The following is a 16,803-nucleotide window of genomic DNA, read 5'->3' as shown; positions in this document are numbered from 1 at the left end:
TTGTCCTTGTCAGAGTGAAGTCGTCAGGGTGACGGGGGGAATCAGCAGGGTGTCGCGCAGCGACAAATGCGCCAGGCCAACCGAAAGGCCGACGCCAAAGCCACAAGCCACCAGGTTGTCCTGGCGCAGGCGTTCGGCATCCGGGCTGGCCGACAGTAGTACAGGGATCGATGACGGCCCGGTGTTGCCGATACCGTCCACATGCACTGGGATACGAGCCGCGTCGATGCCAAGCTTTCGGCCGAGGTAATGCAGCATGAAGGCGTTGGCTTGGTGCAGCAGGAAGTAGGGGATGCTGTCAGCCGGTAGCTGCAGCTCATGCAAGAAGGCATGCAGTGCGGCCGGAACCTGTTCCAAGGCGAAGTTCATCACCTGCGCACCGTCCATGAACAGGCTGCCAATTGCTGCGCTGGTGGTGCCTGGCTCGCGCTCTGCGGCCTGATAGCGTAACGGTGTCCCCAGATGCCTGGCGCCGTTGCCGTCGGTGGAAAAAGCGAACGAGAAACTGTGGGGGCCAGCCTCTACCAGGGTGGCGCTGGCACCGTCGCCGAACACCATGCGCACATGATGGTCCTGTGGCTGTAACAGCTTGCTGATGACGTCGCTGGTGCACAGCAACACGCGTCGGCAGCTACCGCTGGCAACCAGCAGCGAGGCCTGGAAAAGGCCATACACGTAGCCAGAGCAACCGAAATTGAGGTCGAACGCCGGGATGTCCCGGCGCAGGCCGAGCCGGGCTGCGAGTATTGCGCTGCTCGCCGGCATCAGTGCATCAGGTGTCTGGGTCACCAGCACGAGTGCATCGATGCTGTACGGGTCGACATCTGCGGTGTCAAACAGGCTGCGAGCGGCACCACAGGCGAGATCGGTAGTGGACAGCTCGCCGGCGATTCGCACACTGCCGATGCCGGTGCTTTTGGCAATCCGCGCGGCTTCGCGCTCACCGAACAGCGCGGCGAAGTCATCAAGGGTGAGTTGACGATCCGGTAGCGCCGATGAAACCGCGCGGATCGAAAGGCCATGAAGGGTGCTGTTCATCGGAGTACCTCAGGCAGGTTCTGCGAGGCTGCTGGCGACCGCTTCGAACAGTTCACCGAGGGTGTTCAGTTCGTCCAGGATCTCCGGGTGCAGGGCAAGGCCGAACTGGTCATTGAGCACGCCAAGCAAGGTCACCTTGGTCAGCGAGTCCCAAGTGGCCAAAGGCTCAAGCAGGAGGTCATCGGCAAGTTTCGATTCGGGCAGTTCCAGAAGCCCGGCCAGCTCTTTTTTCAGGGCGAGTATGTCCATGCTGTATGTCTCCAGTTGGGTAAAGCCGATAGGGTGGGGGGCAGAATGCGGTCAGAGCCCGCCGAGGTAGATCACCTGGCCGGTGATGAAGTCGCTCTGCGCCGACAGGAAAAAGTCGGTGACATGGCTGACGTCATCGAAGCTGCCCAAGCGCTTGATCGCCTGTTGCTGTAGCAATGCGTTCATCTTCGACGCAGGAATGGCGCGGGTCAGGTCGGTGTCGATCGGTGTCGGCCCAAGGGCATTGACCGTAATCCCGTAGCTGGCCAGCTCCTTGGCCATCACTGCGGTGAGGGTTTCAACAGCGGCTTTGGAGGCCGCGTACAGCGCTTCACCCTCGAGTTTGAGTGGCCTGGCCACCGTGGAGAAGTTGATGATGCGCCCGGCACCCTCACGTTTCATCAGCTTTGCCGCCTCGCGGCTAAGTAGAAAGGTACCGAGCAGGTTGGTGCGCACGATCTGTTCAGCGGTACTGTAGGGGGTGAGCAGCGAGTGGTTCATACTGGCGATGCCGGCGTTGTTGATCAGATGATCCAGGCGTTGGTGGCGGCGGCGGATCTCGCTGACCATGGCTAGCACAGCGGCCTCGTCGGCCACGTCCAGGGCGAAGTGTTCGTACCCGGGATGGTCAAGATCGCTAGCCTGGCGGCTGCAACCAATGACCCGATGACCACGCGTCAGGTAGTGCTCGGCCAAGTGCCGACCGATACCTTTACGGGTGCCGGTGATGAGCGTGATCGGCTCAGCCATGTTCCACCTCGGCGCAACGCTTGCTGATGTAGTTGGCGAACGAACCGACGGTGGCGAACGGGCTGCGTACCGCCGACATGGCGCTGTCGTTGACCAGGGTCAGGCGCACATCAAGTTGCTGTTCGAGCAGTGCCTCGACTTCGACAACGATGGACACCAGGCTCATTGAGTCCAGCGCACCGCCATGCCCGTACAGCGCGGTTTTTTCGCCGGCGGCCAGGTCGATGGGGTGAGCCAGGCTCTGGTTTTCCAGGCGGATGGCGGTGTAGATAATTTCCAGGATACGGGACTTCATGGGACGCTCCTTGTGTCAGTCCATCATCGTGATGTAACGGTGCAGCAGCTGGTTTTCCTTCAGGTAGAAGTAGCGCGAGTCGATCACGGAGGTATCGAACTCGACCGTCGCGAGGGCCCGTCCTTGCTGGCGGAACTGCATGGCGACGGTGAAGCGGAAGTTGATCGGCCCGCTGCGCTTGAGGGTGACCGGAATGCACAGGATTTCTGTCGGTACCGGCAACAGGAAGTCGTTGTAATCGACCCGAATACTGTTGGTGATGAAGTTGGCTTTGCCCCGGGCCGCGGGTGCGATGTAGAACTGTTCGGCGGTGGCGATCGACAGCTGTCGGGCGGCTTCCACGATCATCATTCCGGAGATGTGCTGGCCGGTGAGATGGTCGCTGAGCTCGGCGTTGGCTTCATCGATCATCAGCGCCGCGCTGAAGGTGCCATTGCCGTTATCGACCACTTTCGAGATGGCTATATTGTGCCGTTCATGTTTATGCGTTGTGCTTCTGCAGGCACGAACGCTCAGCTGTTCCGGAACCAGGCTGATTTGCGGTTTATTGAGTGCGTACAAGTTTGAAAGTTGATCATCGCTGACGCCCTGGCCAATATGCAATGTCAGTGCGGCCTGTCCGGAACTTGCAAGGGCGTGGGCGGCATCTGCGGAAATGAACAGGTCATTGTTGCAGTGATTTTTTATACGGTTGCCAACCACGATGTAATGTTTGTTGTTGGCGGTTTTGTTATCGGTCTCAACAGCGCCTGCGGTAAACGGGCACAGTGAGGCGGGCAAAGCCTGAGCGAGCGCTTCCATGTTTTACCTCTGCAGTTAGTTAAATGATGATGGTGGTGTTTCAGGCAGCAAGTGCGTCCAGCAATATCTCTGACAATCGGTCTGTTTGGGTTTGGTAGAAGAAGTGACGGCCAGGCAGGCAATGTTCGGAAAAACGCCCCCTGCTGTATTGGCGCCACGCCCGGACCTCTGCGAATGGAGCGAAACTGTCCTGGGCACCGGCTATGGCTGTCAGCGGTGTATTCAACTGCGGGCGAGGCCGATGGCAGTAGGTGCTCGCTGCACGGAAGTCGTTCCTGAGGTTGGGCAGCAGGTATTTACGTGCGGCTGGGTTGCTATACAAGTAGGGAGGAACGGTGCCGAACGTGGCAATAGAGTCGAGAAAATCGTCATCTTCATCGTGTACCCTGACGCCATGGCAGCTGAACAGATGCGGCGGGCGACAGGCCGCTACCACCAGTTCGGTGATGGCCCACGGCATGGCCGCTTGGCGCTGTGCGACTTCATATGCCACCAATGCGCCAAGGCTGTAGCCAAACAGCACGACCTGGGCTGGGCGTGACTTGTGAAGGTGCTCGATCACCTCATTGGCCATATGTCCTACAGTAGTGGGTGACGGTGCGAGTGCGCCTTGATAACGGCCTGAATAATGAATGTCGATACAGTCGACGCCCGGCGAAAGAGTGCTCTGAAGCGCTTTGAATGCACGGCTGCTACCCCCGGCAAAGGGAATGAAGACAATACTTTTTTGAGTGTTGCATGCACGCATGTTCAAACCCGTCGATAATCATTCTATGGGCGGTATGCCAAGCAAGGCGATGGCTGCCCGGATGGGCCTTTAATGTGCGAAATTATATTTCAGGATATTTCGTGGTATTTGAGCATTTTAGGCTGAAGACTCCGGACTATAAGTTGAATATGCCGGCGCGGCAGTACCCATTGGAGAACGGTGGATTGTGGTTTATTAGGGGCAGTGCTGGCTGGGCAAAAAAAAACGCCACCGGGCAGGTGGCGTTTTTTTTGAAATCACTGGCTGGGTAACGTGCCGGTGTGTGGCCGTAACATCGTAAACAATGTAGCGCCGGCCCCGAGGGAGCAGGCCAGGCCGAATAGTAGCGGGCCTTTCCAGTGCCAGTGCTGCCAGAGCCAGCCGCCCATGGCGCTGCCCAGGGCGCCGCCACAGAAGTTGCACACCATGTACACAGTGTTCAGGCGACTGCGGTACTCAGCACTGAGGCTGAAGATCCTGCTCTGGTTGCACACTTGCCCCAGCTGCAGCGCGAAGCACAGCAAGTTGGCGCCGAGTAGCAGCACGCCCAGTTGCGGCCAGCTGATCAGCAGCGTGAAGGCGAGGCACGCCAGCACGATCGACAGGATGCTCATGGCTACCGTGCCGTAGCGGTCACATAGCTTGCCCGCCATGGGCGTGAGCAGGCCAGCCAGCGCGCCCCAAAAGCTGAAGATGCCAATGTCAGCGTTGCTCAGGCCCAGAGGCGATGCCTGCAATTTGAAGGCGATCACCGACCAGAACGCACTGAACGCAGCAAACAGGCTGGCGCCCAGCACGCACGACAAACGCAACAGGGGCTCGACGCGTACCAGGCCGGCCATTGAGTACATGAGTTGCGCATAGCCGGGGGCACCGGAAGTGCGCGGGCGGGCGTCGATCAACCCGGGCAGGGCTACCGCGCAAGCCAGCATACCGAGGGCGGCGCAGCGGTACACCGCCTGCCACCCGGCAAGCTCGCTAAGCAGCCCGGCCAACGAGCGCGACAGCAGGATCCCGGCCACCAGGCCGGTCTGCAGCAGGGCAAGGTTGCGGCTACGATGCTGGGCGCAGGACAGCCCAGCGACATAGGGCAACATCACCTGTGGAATGCAGGTGCCCATGCACACTAGCGCACTCAGCGTCGCCAGGCCTGCCAGGCTACTGGTAATGCTGGCCAGGCCGAGCATCACTGCGCTCCAGCCCAGCAGGGCTTGGCACAGTCGACGTGGATCGAGGCGATCACCCAAGGGCACAATCAGCAGCATTCCTAGCGCATAACCAAGCTGTGAAGCTGTGGCGATCCAGCTGACTTCACCCGTGCCCACTTGCAACGCTGTGGCGAGTAACGGCAGAAGGGCCTGATTGAAGTACACATTTGCCACCGACAGGCCACAGACCACCGCCAGGCCGACGAGGGCGAGCACAGGGATCCCGTTGTTGCGTGAAATCGCCATGCCGTCGTCAGCCCCGCACCGAATCGGAAGCTGGCAGGCTGCTGTGAGGCGCTTTGGCACGCCTTGCCTGGTCGTCTTGCCCAAGCAAGAAGAACGCCGCACCAGCCGACAAAACGGTGAATCCGATCAGCACCAGCACCAAGGTGCCGAAGCCGTCCAGATACGCGGCCTGCAGCAGCAACGGGTCGACGCCCTGAACCTGGCCCAGGTCGCCCATTACCAGGCGCTGCGCCAGTTCGCTGTAATCGCCGGCAGGCAGTACGCGCCCAAGACTGTTACCTACCAGCGCAGTGAGCAGGGCGATGGTGATCGCCAGGGCGACACCTTCGCCCGCCACGCGGGTGGTGTTGAAGATGCCAGCGGCCATGCCTGCCTGCTCTTTGGGAATCACGCTAACCGCCAGCCCGTCCATCAGGCCCCAAGGGAAACCGGTGCCGATACCAATCACCAGCATTGCCAGCACCAGTTGCTGGTAATCGCCAATAACGGCATGGGCCAACAGGTACAACCCCGTGGCCGCCACCAGGAAGCCTGCAGCCGACAGCACGCCAGCACTTACCCAGCGGGTCAACCAGGCGGCCAGCAGCGGGACCACCAGCATCGGCGCCGACAGTGCCAGCATGATCAGGCCGCTGTGCATCGGGGCGATGCCTTCTACGCCGATCAAGCGAAACGGAAGCAGCACGATCAGCACGATGTAGCAATAACAGGTGCCGATCGGCAGAATCTGCACCCCGACAAAGCGCGGGTATTTCAGCAGGCTCAGCTCGAGCATTGGCTGCCTGGCGCGTAGCTCGATGGACACGAACGCCAGCAAGCTCAGTGCCGCGCCGCCGAACAGGCCCAGGATCAGCGGGGAGCGCCAGCCGGCCTGGGGCCCCAGGATAATCGCAGTGGTAAACAGTGCGAGCATGCTCGAGAAGGCAAGCACACCGGGCAGGTCCAGCTTGGGCGCTTCGGGGTTAAAACTTTCGCGCATCCGTGACAACGCCGCCAGCAGCGAGATTGCAGCAAGGACCGCGGTGCTGACGAAGATCGAGCGCCAGCCGAACTGTTCGATCAGCAGGCCGCTGACCATCGGCCCGAAGGCCAGGCCCAGCCCGAACGTGGTGCCAAGCAGGCTGAACGCGCGCGTGCGGGCCTGGTCCTCGAACTCTTGAGCCAAGGCCGCGGAGCCACTGGCCAGGGCAGCGGCGGCGGCAACGCCTTGCACCGCCCGCAGGGCATCAAGCCAGACGATGTTGTAGACGCTCGCCAGCAGGATGCTGACGATGACGAACAGGGCCAGGCCCAGCGTGAACAGGCGCTTTCGCCCGTAAATGTCCGACAGGGTTCCGGCTGCCATCAGCAGGCTGCCGAAACTGAGCATGAAGGCGTTGGTGATCCAGGTAAGCGAGGCCGGCTCGGCATCGAAAGCCTTGCCGATGGCCGGCGTGGCCACGGCGCCACCGGTGAAACTCAGCGGCAGCACCAGGGCGGCCAGGCAGATGGCTGCCAGAACATAGTAACGGCCCGCGTGCGGGGTGTGATCAGTAGCCTGATCCATTGCGCTATCCCTCCTGTTGTAGCACCGTGTGCGTTAAATCTATAGTGGCCGCAATAATGGATAAACAGGCTGGAACTCCAGTCATAATGGACAAAAAGGAAGTAATGCCATGGATAGCCTGAACGGCATCCTCGCCTTCGTGAAAACTGCCGAGTCGTTGAGCTTCGTCAGCGCGGCGCGGGCGATGGGTATTTCCGCATCAGCGGTCGGCAAGAACGTTGCCCGCCTGGAGAGTTCGTTGAAGGTGCGGCTGTTCCAGCGCAGTACGCGCAAGGTCAGCCTGACGGCGGAAGGCCAACTGTTCTATGAGCGCTGCCGGCGCATCCTCGACGACCTCCAGGATGCGGAGGCCATGCTGTCCCATGCGATACAGGCCCCGCGTGGTCGCTTGCGGGTCAGCCTCCCAACCATCGGCTACCGTTTTCTGCTGCCGCTGATGCCGGCTTTTCGCAAGGCGTACCCTGAAATCGAACTGGAGATGGACTTCAACGACCACCTGGTCGACCTGATCGACGATGGCTTCGATGTGGTGATCCGCAGTGGCGGGCTAGCCGATTCAAAACTGATGTCGCGTAAGCTCGGGCCGTTCCGCTTCGTCCTGTGCGCAGCGCCAACCTACCTGGCACGTAAGGGGCGCCCCCAGACGCTAGCCGACCTGGAGCGACACGACTGCCTGCGCTATCGCTTCGTCACGACCGGCAAGATCATGGACTGGAGCCTCGGCGCCGATCCCGAGATTACCCAGTTGCGCTTACCTACGGTGCTTACGCTGAACAACATGGAGGCGATGCTGATGGCTGCGGTGGACGGCCATGGCATCGCCTACATGCCGGACTTTCTGGTACGTGAATCGGTCAGGACTGGTGCCCTGGAAAGCCTGCTTGATGCGCATACCTCCGACCAGGGCCAGTTCTGGGCGCTATGGCAATCGAGCCGCCATCTGTCGCCGAAGATTCGTGTGTTCGTCGACTTCATCGCCGAGCGATTGTTCAAGGCGTAAATTGCCCGGCGCCCCACCCTGGGGATCTGCTGTGGCTCGCCCTCCTGAAACCCCAGGCCGGCCAGCACTAAACGCCGTGATAGTCAGCCCCAGCAATTGCTCTCAGAAAACCTCGATCGGCCAGCCGCCGCAGGTCCCGCCATTCGCGCCAGTCCACCAATCCCAGGCGGTCCATTTCATCGGCCAGGCGCACCAATTCCTCGTGGTGGGTGCTAGGGCAGTTTCGTCTTTGCTCGACGTCGTCGTAGAGCAGAAACCAGCGATTGATCGCTACGAGCCGGCGCTGTCCCAGGGTTATCTCTTCGCTGAACGCGTTCATGCCGATACCCGCTCAGGGATGCTGGTGATGATCCGGCGGTGTGCTGCACTCGTGTTCATGCCCGGAACCTGGCCACTGCGCAACTCGCAGGTACCGGGCTGGCCGAGCATGCAGCGGATTACGTACAGGTAGTTGACCATTGCGAATGCCCTCTGGGCTGAACCGGGACAAGCAACTTGATCAGGTTGATCCTGAGCGAGCCGCATCCGTTCAGCCGGATGGACGGCTGGCTGCGAATCGAACGGTGTTTGGCCCTCACTCACGAGCGATTGTTTTTGGACCAGGCTTTCAGGGCCGCTGATAAACGCTTTTTGTATACCCCGCCGCCATGATCGTTGTCGCAAGAAGCAGGGGCCACATCCATTAGGGCATTTCGTCAGCTCCTTCAAAATTCGTTGCAAGATGCGCCGCTTGGGCTCTGTCACTGATGAACACAGACCTTCCTGTGTAACTACCGACATGAGGTGTCAATCATGGCTAGCAATCAGGACAACCGCGGTAACCAAGGTGGCAACGCCGATACCAATCCAGGCAACTTTGCCAACGATCGCGAAAAGGCATCGGAAGCCGGGCAGAAAGGCGGGCAAATGTCAGGGGGTAACTTCAAGAACGATCCAGAGCGCGCCTCGGAAGCAGGCCACAAGGGTGGCCAGGCCTCGGGTGGCAACTTCAAGAACGACCCTGAGCGTGCGTCCGAAGCAGGCCGCAAGGGGGGGCAGGTGTCCGGGGGCAACTTTGCCAATGACCGGGAAAAAGCCTCGGAAGCCGGACGGGTCGGTGGCCAGCACAGCCACGGCGGCGGTCGCAAGAGTGACGACGACCGCTAGTCATCCGTGAAAAACGCAGGGGCAGCCCGGCTGCCCCTGCATGCCTGAGGACCTGCTTATGTTCATGCACAACAAGCGATTGCAGTACACCGTACGCGTGGCGCAACCTGATCCGGGCCTGGCCAACCTGTTGCTGGAGCAGTTCGGTGGCCCGCAGGGCGAGCTGGCAGCAGCCATGCGCTATTTCACCCAGGCGGTCAGTGAGGACGACCCTGGCCGCAAGGACATGCTCTACGACATCGCGACCGAGGAACTCAGCCATCTGGAGATCATCGGTTCGATCGTGGTCATGCTCAACAAAGGGGCCAAGGGCAACCTTGCTGAAGGCGTGGAGGCCGAGGGCGAGCTCTACCGCTCGCTGACCGGTGCCGGCAACGACTCACATGTCACCAGCCTGCTGTATGGGGCCGGGGCGCCACTGGTCAATTCCGCCGGCGTACCTTGGAGCGCAGCCTACATCGATACCATAGGCGAACCGACTGCCGATCTGCGTTCGAACATTGCCGCCGAGGCGCGGGCCAAGATCGTCTACGAACGGCTGATCAACGTCACCGACGACCCAGGCATCAAAGACGCGCTGGGTTTCCTGATGAGTCGCGAAATCGCCCACCAGATGTCGTTCGAAAAGGCATTGCATGCCATCCAGCCAAACTTCCCGCAAGGCAAGTTGCCAGGTGACCCAGAGCTCAACCGCACCTATTTCAACCTGTCCCAGGGCGGTGAAATGCGTGGGGCATGGAACCAGGGGCAGGACTGGATCTATGTCGACGAGCCCCACCCGGCGGTAGACGGCGGCGATGGCTCTGCCAGCATCCAGCTGGACGAGCACAGCGCGTCGGTGGTCGAGGCAATGAAGCTTCGCACCCAGTCGAATCCGGAGGCGCAACCTCTGACTGGAGCAGAGCTGGGCAAGGTCAACAGCGGACAGCAATGAGAAAGGCCCGCGCCGGAGTTGATCCGGTGCGGGGTAGCACCCTTAGCGCTTGGCTGTGGCGTCAGGGTCGGCCGAGCGGGCCAGGAACGCTCGGGTTACCTCTGGCAGATGATCCTTCAGCCATTCGGCCATGGCCACCTCTTCCTTCAGGATCGAACGACAGGCTTGTGCAGTAGCGCTGTCCCCGACCGCCTCGGCCGCCTCGATCAGCACCGTGTAAGACGCGATTTCCATGTTCTCGAACACGTACCCTGCCATGGCGCCTTTGACCACCTCATCGCTCATGGCCATCCCGCCCACTGCCTGCCCGAATGCCATGAGTTTGCCGGCCAGGTCCTTCAAGGTCGATGTGCTGCCGCCCAAGCGCTCGATGCACTCCACCAGCAGGCGCTGTTGGCCTTGGGTCTCTTCAATATGCCTCACGATGCGGCCCTTGAGTTCCGGGTAGTGCTCCAGGCGCTCAGCCTGGCCTTTGAGCATGCTTTCCGCTTGCTGCTCCATCGCATGGGCATCACGCAGCCAGTCGAGCAGGTTGTCCTTTGGAGTTGCCATGATCAGTACCTCGTTTCCGGTGATGGGTATCTGTTCAGAAAACCCTCAACGCGGCCACGGTTGGTTGGACCGACGAACGGGGCAGGCAAAGGCGAGACCAACCACTTCATGGATGAAGCAACCACAGCGCCCCGATCAATGCAGGAGGCATGACCAGTGCCCCCAGGCGCAGGAAGTCCAGGGCACCGACGTGTTCGCCTTCACGGCGAACGGCAACCAACCAGAGCAAAGTGGCCAGGGAGCCGGTAATCGACAGGTTCGGCCCGAGGTCGACGCCAATCAGCAGCGCTGCCGTGGTCCTCGCGGGTAACTCGACAATATGCCCGACGGAGCCGGCGATCAGGCCGGTCGGCAGGTTGTTCATCAGGTTGCCGGCAATCGCTGCGACCACGCCGGCGCTCCAGCTCGCCTGGGGCTCGGAGCTGCGCGCCAGTGCGGCCAAAGCATGGGCCAGGCGCTCGATCACACCCGTCTGTGCCACCGCTTCCACCAGCACGAACAGGCCGGCGACCAAGGGCAACACGCCCCATGCCACGCCTTTGAGCACCGGCATCGGGTTGCGCCGCTGGCGCAGGTGAATCAGCCCGGCCGTGGCGAGGCCGGCGCAGAAAGTGGGTAAGCCAAGCTGCCGGTCCAGGGCGGAGGTCAGCAGCAAAAGTGCGCCTGTCAGCACGATACCCAGCGCGCACAAGCGTGCACCGCTGGACAGCGGTTGCACGTCGATGGCCGTTGCCAGGGGCTGGCGGATCTGCTTGCGCTGGGCCAGCCGCAGCACCAGGTACGTCAGGCCGATGGCGGCCAGCGACGGCAAGGTGAATTGCCGCAGCCACTCCAGCAACGGCGGCATCTGGCTGCCGAACACGACCAGGTTGGCCGGGTTGGAGATGGGCAGCACAAAACTGGCGGCATTGGCGATGAAGGCACAGATGAACAGATAAGGCAGCGGCTCGGCCTTGGCTGCCCTGCATGCGGCGTACACCGCTGGGGTCAGCACTACAGCCGTGGCATCGTTTGAGAGGAACACCGTTACCAGTACCCCCACCAGGAACACCAGGTCGAACAGGCGCTGGCCAGAGCCCCGGGCGTGCTGCACCGCGTACATGGCCAACCAGTCGAACAGCCCTTCCTGGCGTGCCAGTTCAGCCAGCACCATCATACCGATCAGAAACAGGTACACATCGCCACCCTCGGCGACAGCGGCGAGGGCTGTGTGCACTGGCACCAGGCCAAACACGGTCAGCAATACAGCGGCGCCAACCGCCCAGACATACTCCGGCACGCGCCAGGGACGCAGGATTACCCCACCGGTCGCAACGGCGGCCACGGTCCAGATGAGCAAGGATGGATCAAATGCAGGCATGCAGTTTACTCGAGCAATTTTTTGTCAAAGTGATTTCGCTGACTTTTCAAACAAGCTTTTCGGATGCAGGCGGGAGGCGATGCCAAAGGTATAGGTGAGTAGCCCGATTGCGGCCACGATGCCCAGGGCGACGAAGGCTGCGCTATAGCCGAAATGCTGCGCGATCCAGCCGGCGAGTGCGTGACTCATGGCTGCGCCTGTTCCCTGGATCGTCATCACTGCACCAAGCCCTGCATTGACGTGCCCGGTGCCGCGCAGGATACAAGCGACAAGCCCAGGCAAGGCGACCCCCAGCAGGCCCGCGCCGATTCCATCAAGGGCCTGTACCGGAATCAGCGCCCACGGCGACTGCCAGAAACCGGCTATCAGCCCGCGCAAGGGCAAGGCCAACAGGGCGGTAATGATCAGCGCCCGATACCCGTGCCGTGAGGCATACCACCCGGCCCAAAGCGCCACCGGAATCATGACCAGCTGCGCCACGATGACGGTCGATGCCGTGAAGATGCTAGGGTCGGCCAACCCTCGCGTGACGACTGACTGTGCCAGCAAGGGCAGCATCGCGGCATTGCCCAGGTGGAACAGCAGCAGGGTGATCGCGAGCAGGCCCAGCTCGCGCGAGCCCGCCAAAACCCGCACCAGGGAAGGCGAAGGACGGCTACCTTGCGCAGGCAGGTTGCCGGTGAGGTCACCACCGCGGGCCCGCTCATGGTTGATGTCCTGTGGATTGATCTTCCACAGGCATGCAAGTGCAGCGCATGCCATCAGGGCCATCAGCACCAGTACGGCTGACAGCCCCCAGCGGTAGCCGGCCAGCCCGGCCAATGCCGCCGCGATCACGTTGCCGGCGTGGTTCCAGGCTTCGTTGGTGCCGAGCTGCCGAGGCAAGTCTCGCTGATCAACCATGCCCAAGGTGATGCCCATGATGCCGGCGCCCATCAACGCGCCCACAGCACCTGTCACCACCTGCGAGGCGACGGCGACGCCGAACGATGGTGCGGTCCATAGCGCTGCCGTGGCGAGAATGAGTGCGAGGGTGCCGCTTGCCAGAACAAGTCGCTTGCGGCGCGAAGCATCGATCCAGGCGCCCATCGGCGTGGTCGCCAGCATGCCAGCGATGCCGCCGGCGGCCATTACGTAGCCGATGTCATCGGCGCGCCAGCCGTGGCTGACCAGCAGCACTCCCAGGAAGGGGCCCAGGCCATCACGGACGTCGGCCAGGAAGAAGTTGAGGCCGCACAACCAGCGACGTGAGCTGGCATGTGCCGGGGGTATGAAAGGTGTTGTCGGGGGCATAGGGAAGTTCCAGTCAGCGCAAATGCGACGACCCGGCCGGTGCGGCAGAAGCTTGCACTGGCCGGGTGTAGAGGGGCATGCCCTTATGGTGCGCGGTCGTAGAGCGGCTGCAGGGTGGATAATGTGGTGCCCATGCTGACCGCTTCCAAAGCGGTGCCAAACGCATTGCGCGTGCCCAGCCCGGACGCCGCGAACGGTGCGCCCGGTTGCACGGAAAGACGCAGGCTCTCGGAAGGGAAACGAACGATGCTGCCATCGCTCAGGATGACGCCGTTGGCCTCGCCCCGTGGGCCAGTGAGCACGGTGTCCACTTGGCCTTCCACCTGTTGGGGCTGCAGGCGCTGGGCGCGCAGGTGTGGCGGCAGGGCTCGGCCTTGGCCAACCGGCGGCGGCTGGTCGTACACGGTGCGCCCGCTGTCGGCGTGGATGATGGCGTCAGCCTTGAGCATGCCTCGCGTTTCCGCCCGTCCGATGATGCGCACGGCATCCCCCACCTTGACCGTGGCCGTGAGCGCATCGGCCATGTGCGGTGGAAATCTGGCAATGGTTCCGTCGCTCAGGCGCAGGCCGTCGACTTCACCGTAGGGATTGATGAGCATCCGCTGCACCTGGCCTTCCACCGTGTACTGGCCCGTCAGGCCTGGGGCTTCCACTCCCTGATGCGGTGTCGGAGGCAGGTGGGCGGCGGCGGGCGGCATGGCATGTGCGCTGAGGCTACCGAGGCCGAATACCAGCGCAACAGGTGTGGCAATGAAATACCTGGACATAGACGAAGCTCCTTGGATCGGGAAAGCACCCAACCTGCAGGGCAAGCACCATGCCAATTAAGATTTACAATAAAATCAAGCAGTTATGTACTTTGCAGGCAATGTGCCGTCCGATCTCGTGACGCCTGGGTGTCACGGGATCGGACACCGGCTTGCGTGCGAAGGGGCTAGTCCAGACCGAACTCGGCCAGCTTGCGATAGAGCTGCTGGCGGGACAGCCCGAGGCGCCGCGCCGCCTCTGCGCGGTTGCCAGCCGTTGCAGCGAGGGCGCGCACGATCATCTCGCGCTCCAGGCGGGCGACGGCCTGTGCCATGGGGCCGTCCCAGTCGATGTCCAGGCCCGGGGTAAGCGCAGCCGCAGGCTGCAACCCGATGTGTTCTACATCGATGACCGGGCCGTGGCTGAGGATGGCCGCACGCTCCATGGCATTGCGCAGTTCGCGCACGTTGCCAGGCCAGGTATGGGCCAGCAGCAAGCGGGCTGCCGCCGCGCTCAAGCGCTTGGGCGAGTCGCCGCCCAGCAGGCGCAGAAAGTGTTCGGCCAACAGCAATACGTCGCCCAGGCGCTCACGCAGCGGCGGCAACCACAGTGGCACTACCTGCAGGCGGTACCACAGGTCTTCCCGGAAGCGCCCCTCCTTGACTGCGCTGGGCAGGTCTCGGTGTGTGGCGACGATGATGCGCACGTTCACCGGCTGGACGCGGTTGGCGCCCACGGGGGTGATTTCGCGCTCCTGCAGCACCCGCAGGATCTTCGCCTGCGTGGCCAGTGGCATATCACCTATTTCGTCGAGGAACAGGGTGCCGCCATCGGCTTCACGAAAGCGCCCGGTACGGTCATTGACGGCACCGGTGAACGCGCCTTTTACATGCCCGAACAACTCGCTTTCCATCAGTTCGGCCGGGATCGCGGCGCAGTTCACTGCGACGAAGGGGCCGCTGGCTCTACCGCTGTTGCGATGCAGGGCGCGCGCCACCAGTTCCTTGCCGGTGCCTGTCTCGCCGAGGATCAAGGCGGTGGCGTCGGAGTTCGCGGCCAGCCCGATGCGCTTGAAGACCTGGCGCATGGCCTCGCTGCTGCTGACCAGTTCGGTGCCATCCACGGGCTCTGTTGCGGCAGCTGATGCCCCGGCCGCCTGGGTGCTGTCCGGGGTGTGGGCTGCTCGCCGCAGGGCCCGTTCGAGCGTTTCGAGCAGGGCGGCCCTGGTCACGGGCTTGGTCAGATGGTCGAACGCACCCAGGCTCATCGCCTCGATGGTGTTGCCGCCACTCGCATAGGCGGTGAGCATGATGCACGGCACCTGCGAGATGCACGCCGCGCGGCGCAGGAACACCAGGCCATCCTCGCCTGGCAGGCGCAGGTCGACGATGGCCGCATCCACGTCCTCGGTGCGCAGCTGGTGCAGGCCTGCATCGGTGGTTTCAGCCTGCAGCACCGCATGCCCCAGGTCCTGCAGCATTTCTGCAAGGCTGTCGCGGAACGCAGCGTCATCGTCGACGATCAGGATTCGGGCCACGGTAGCTCCATTTCTATACGCGTTCCCTTGGCCGAGTCGGCGAGGCCGACCCGCCCGCCGTGACCTTGCACGATCTCGCGCACCAGCGCCAGGCCCAGGCCGGTGCCACCTGCGCGGGTGGTGGCGAACGGTTCGAACAGTGTTTCGCGCAAGTCGGCCGGAATGCCGGAACCATCGTCCGCCACCCACAACAGCAATGTGCCACGGCGCGTGCGATGCGCACCGAGTTCGATTGCACCGGGTGCTTCGGTGTGCGCCATCGCATTGAGCAGCAGGTTGTCGAACACCCGTGCCATTTGTGTCGGGTCGAACAGCGCAACCTTCTTCGCGCTGGCGGTCAGCTGCGGTTCAACCGCCAGTGTGATGCGTACGCCTTTGTTTTGCGCCGCTTCGGCGTGGGCATCGCGTTGCTCCGCCAGCCATTCTTGCAGGTCTACCGCCTGGCGCTCGGCGCGCAACGGTTGCGTCAACGCCAGCAGGCTCGACACCAGCGTCTCCAGCCGTGCCGTTTGCGACAGTACCGCCTCCAGGGCGCCAGCCACACGTGCTTCGCGCCGGTCGGCCGGCGCTGCCATGGCGTTTTCCACCTTCATGCGCATCGTGCCCAAAGGATTGCGGATTTCGTGCGCGAGCCCCGCGGAAACCCGCCCCAACGTGGCCAGGCGTTCCGACTGGGCCAGTTGCTTTCGCAGATGGGCGGACTGGCGCTGCCAACGCGAAATCATCCAGCCCAGCCATGCGCCGGAGGCCACGACCAGCGCCAGCAGCAGGCTCACCGCGAGGATCAAGGTGTTGACTGTTTCTGAGGCCAAAAGCGGCACGCGCATCAGCGTCCAGGCGATCAGTCGCCGGTCTTCGGTGTGCACAGGGCATGCAGCGAAAGCCACGGCTTCGCGCAAACCCGGTCGGACGTCTGCCACGAGGCCTGCTGAATCCTGCGCGCGTTGGGCCGTGGAGGCTATGCGCTCCAACTCGGCACTCGGCGGGTCGCGCTTGATTCCCGTGCCGTCGTAGGTCGGGAACGCGTAGGCCACCACACCCGCATCCGCTCGCCAGAAGCCGCCCTCCATGCCCGGCTGGTCGCGCAGTGCCAAATCAAGCACCGCCTGTGCTGCGGCTGGGGTCATGAGAGAGGGTTGATCTTGCGCAGACGGGAGTTGCTGGCCAACGCGTGCTGCACCCGCCTGCAGCGCCTGGCAACTGGTCGAGGTGAGTTGGCGCGCCTGCGCAATCTGCGGGCCGGCGCCTTGGCGGCCGATGATCAGCAGCAGCCATGCCAGCACCAGCGCAACGGCGGCAATGGAAAGCCACAGGATCAGCAGATCACGTCGAACGGAGGGTTGCAGCGACAGG

General features: G+C 62.5%; 19 protein-coding genes. 3 read left to right on the top strand and 16 right to left on the bottom strand.

Annotated elements, in window-relative coordinates; translation table 11 throughout:
* Positions 1 to 9: 9 nt before the first annotated feature.
* The 8 genes from CAF70_RS22800 to CAF70_RS22765 form a co-directional block, all read right to left on the bottom strand.
* Positions 10 to 1,038, bottom strand: a complete 1,029-nt coding sequence (locus tag CAF70_RS22800) for a ketoacyl-ACP synthase III (protein ID WP_085626694.1) — start codon at positions 1,036 to 1,038, stop codon at positions 10 to 12.
* Positions 1,039 to 1,047: 9 nt separating this feature from the next.
* On the bottom strand, positions 1,048 to 1,287 hold the full coding sequence (locus tag CAF70_RS22795; RefSeq protein WP_085626693.1) for an acyl carrier protein: 240 nt from the start codon (positions 1,285 to 1,287) through the stop codon (positions 1,048 to 1,050).
* Positions 1,288 to 1,338: 51 nt separating this feature from the next.
* Positions 1,339 to 2,037 carry an SDR family NAD(P)-dependent oxidoreductase gene (locus CAF70_RS22790; protein WP_085626692.1) on the bottom strand — a complete coding sequence of 233 codons (699 nt, stop codon included), beginning with the start codon at positions 2,035 to 2,037 and terminating at the stop codon, positions 1,339 to 1,341.
* The gene (locus tag CAF70_RS22785; RefSeq protein WP_085626691.1) at positions 2,030 to 2,332 is read right to left on the bottom strand and encodes a hypothetical protein; all 303 of its coding nucleotides are present in this window, start codon (positions 2,330 to 2,332) and stop codon (positions 2,030 to 2,032) included. The genes CAF70_RS22790 and CAF70_RS22785 overlap by 8 nt, the downstream gene beginning before the upstream one ends.
* A gap of 15 nt (positions 2,333 to 2,347) precedes the next feature.
* Positions 2,348 to 3,133 (bottom strand): AfsA-related hotdog domain-containing protein, encoded by a 786-nt coding sequence (locus tag CAF70_RS22780; protein ID WP_085626690.1) that lies wholly within the window; start codon positions 3,131 to 3,133, stop codon positions 2,348 to 2,350.
* A gap of 40 nt (positions 3,134 to 3,173) precedes the next feature.
* Positions 3,174 to 3,881, bottom strand: a complete 708-nt coding sequence (locus CAF70_RS22775) for a thioesterase II family protein (RefSeq protein WP_085626689.1) — start codon at positions 3,879 to 3,881, stop codon at positions 3,174 to 3,176.
* 257 nt (positions 3,882 to 4,138) lie between these two features.
* Positions 4,139 to 5,335 carry an MFS transporter gene (locus tag CAF70_RS22770; protein WP_085626688.1) on the bottom strand — a complete coding sequence of 399 codons (1,197 nt, stop codon included), beginning with the start codon at positions 5,333 to 5,335 and terminating at the stop codon, positions 4,139 to 4,141.
* 7 nt (positions 5,336 to 5,342) lie between these two features.
* Positions 5,343 to 6,881 carry an MFS transporter gene (locus CAF70_RS22765; RefSeq protein ID WP_085626687.1) on the bottom strand — a complete coding sequence of 513 codons (1,539 nt, stop codon included), beginning with the start codon at positions 6,879 to 6,881 and terminating at the stop codon, positions 5,343 to 5,345.
* Positions 6,882 to 6,990: 109 nt separating this feature from the next.
* Here CAF70_RS22765 and CAF70_RS22760 point away from each other — a divergent pair, with 109 nt between their 5' ends.
* Positions 6,991 to 7,881 carry a LysR substrate-binding domain-containing protein gene (locus CAF70_RS22760; RefSeq protein WP_085626686.1) on the top strand — a complete coding sequence of 297 codons (891 nt, stop codon included), beginning with the start codon at positions 6,991 to 6,993 and terminating at the stop codon, positions 7,879 to 7,881.
* 67 nt (positions 7,882 to 7,948) lie between these two features.
* On the opposite strand, the gene CAF70_RS22755 is transcribed toward CAF70_RS22760, so the two are convergent.
* Entirely contained in the window at positions 7,949 to 8,200 is a 252-nt protein-coding gene (locus tag CAF70_RS22755) for a hypothetical protein (RefSeq protein ID WP_085626685.1), read from the bottom strand.
* Positions 8,197 to 8,340, bottom strand: a complete 144-nt coding sequence (locus CAF70_RS27590) for a hypothetical protein (RefSeq protein ID WP_158090323.1) — start codon at positions 8,338 to 8,340, stop codon at positions 8,197 to 8,199. The genes CAF70_RS22755 and CAF70_RS27590 overlap by 4 nt, the downstream gene beginning before the upstream one ends.
* A gap of 333 nt (positions 8,341 to 8,673) precedes the next feature.
* Between CAF70_RS27590 and CAF70_RS22750 the strand changes: the two genes are divergently transcribed.
* Together CAF70_RS22750 and CAF70_RS22745 are read left to right on the top strand one after the other, a co-directional pair.
* Positions 8,674 to 9,027, top strand: coding sequence for a general stress protein (locus tag CAF70_RS22750; protein ID WP_085626684.1), 354 nt, complete (start codon positions 8,674 to 8,676; stop codon positions 9,025 to 9,027).
* 58 nt (positions 9,028 to 9,085) lie between these two features.
* Complete coding sequence (locus CAF70_RS22745) at positions 9,086 to 9,961, top strand: manganese catalase family protein (protein WP_085626683.1); 876 nt, start codon at positions 9,086 to 9,088, stop codon at positions 9,959 to 9,961.
* Positions 9,962 to 10,003: 42 nt separating this feature from the next.
* On the opposite strand, the gene CAF70_RS22740 is transcribed toward CAF70_RS22745, so the two are convergent.
* The 6 genes from CAF70_RS22740 to CAF70_RS22715 form a co-directional block, all read right to left on the bottom strand.
* Entirely contained in the window at positions 10,004 to 10,513 is a 510-nt protein-coding gene (locus CAF70_RS22740; RefSeq protein ID WP_085626682.1) for a ferritin-like domain-containing protein, read from the bottom strand.
* A 106-nt stretch (positions 10,514 to 10,619) separates the two neighbouring features.
* Complete coding sequence (locus tag CAF70_RS22735) at positions 10,620 to 11,873, bottom strand: arsenic transporter (protein ID WP_085626681.1); 1,254 nt, start codon at positions 11,871 to 11,873, stop codon at positions 10,620 to 10,622.
* Between the two features lie 24 nt (positions 11,874 to 11,897).
* Positions 11,898 to 13,166 carry an MFS transporter gene (locus CAF70_RS22730; protein WP_085626680.1) on the bottom strand — a complete coding sequence of 423 codons (1,269 nt, stop codon included), beginning with the start codon at positions 13,164 to 13,166 and terminating at the stop codon, positions 11,898 to 11,900.
* A gap of 83 nt (positions 13,167 to 13,249) precedes the next feature.
* The gene (locus CAF70_RS22725; RefSeq protein ID WP_085626679.1) at positions 13,250 to 13,933 is read right to left on the bottom strand and encodes a hypothetical protein; all 684 of its coding nucleotides are present in this window, start codon (positions 13,931 to 13,933) and stop codon (positions 13,250 to 13,252) included.
* Positions 13,934 to 14,100: 167 nt separating this feature from the next.
* A complete protein-coding gene (locus CAF70_RS22720; RefSeq protein WP_085626678.1) occupies positions 14,101 to 15,450 on the bottom strand; it encodes a sigma-54 dependent transcriptional regulator in 1,350 nt (449 codons plus the stop codon).
* Entirely contained in the window at positions 15,435 to 16,733 is a 1,299-nt protein-coding gene (locus CAF70_RS22715) for a PAS domain-containing sensor histidine kinase (RefSeq protein ID WP_256573313.1), read from the bottom strand. Before CAF70_RS22715 ends, CAF70_RS22720 begins: the two co-directional genes overlap by 16 nt.
* Positions 16,734 to 16,803 lie beyond the last annotated feature (70 nt).

Source organism: Pseudomonas sp. B19(2017), assembly GCF_002113165.1.
Lineage (GTDB): Bacteria > Pseudomonadota > Gammaproteobacteria > Pseudomonadales > Pseudomonadaceae > Aquipseudomonas.
Note: the sequence above shows the minus strand (reverse complement) of the source record. Positions and strands in the feature narration are given on the sequence as shown.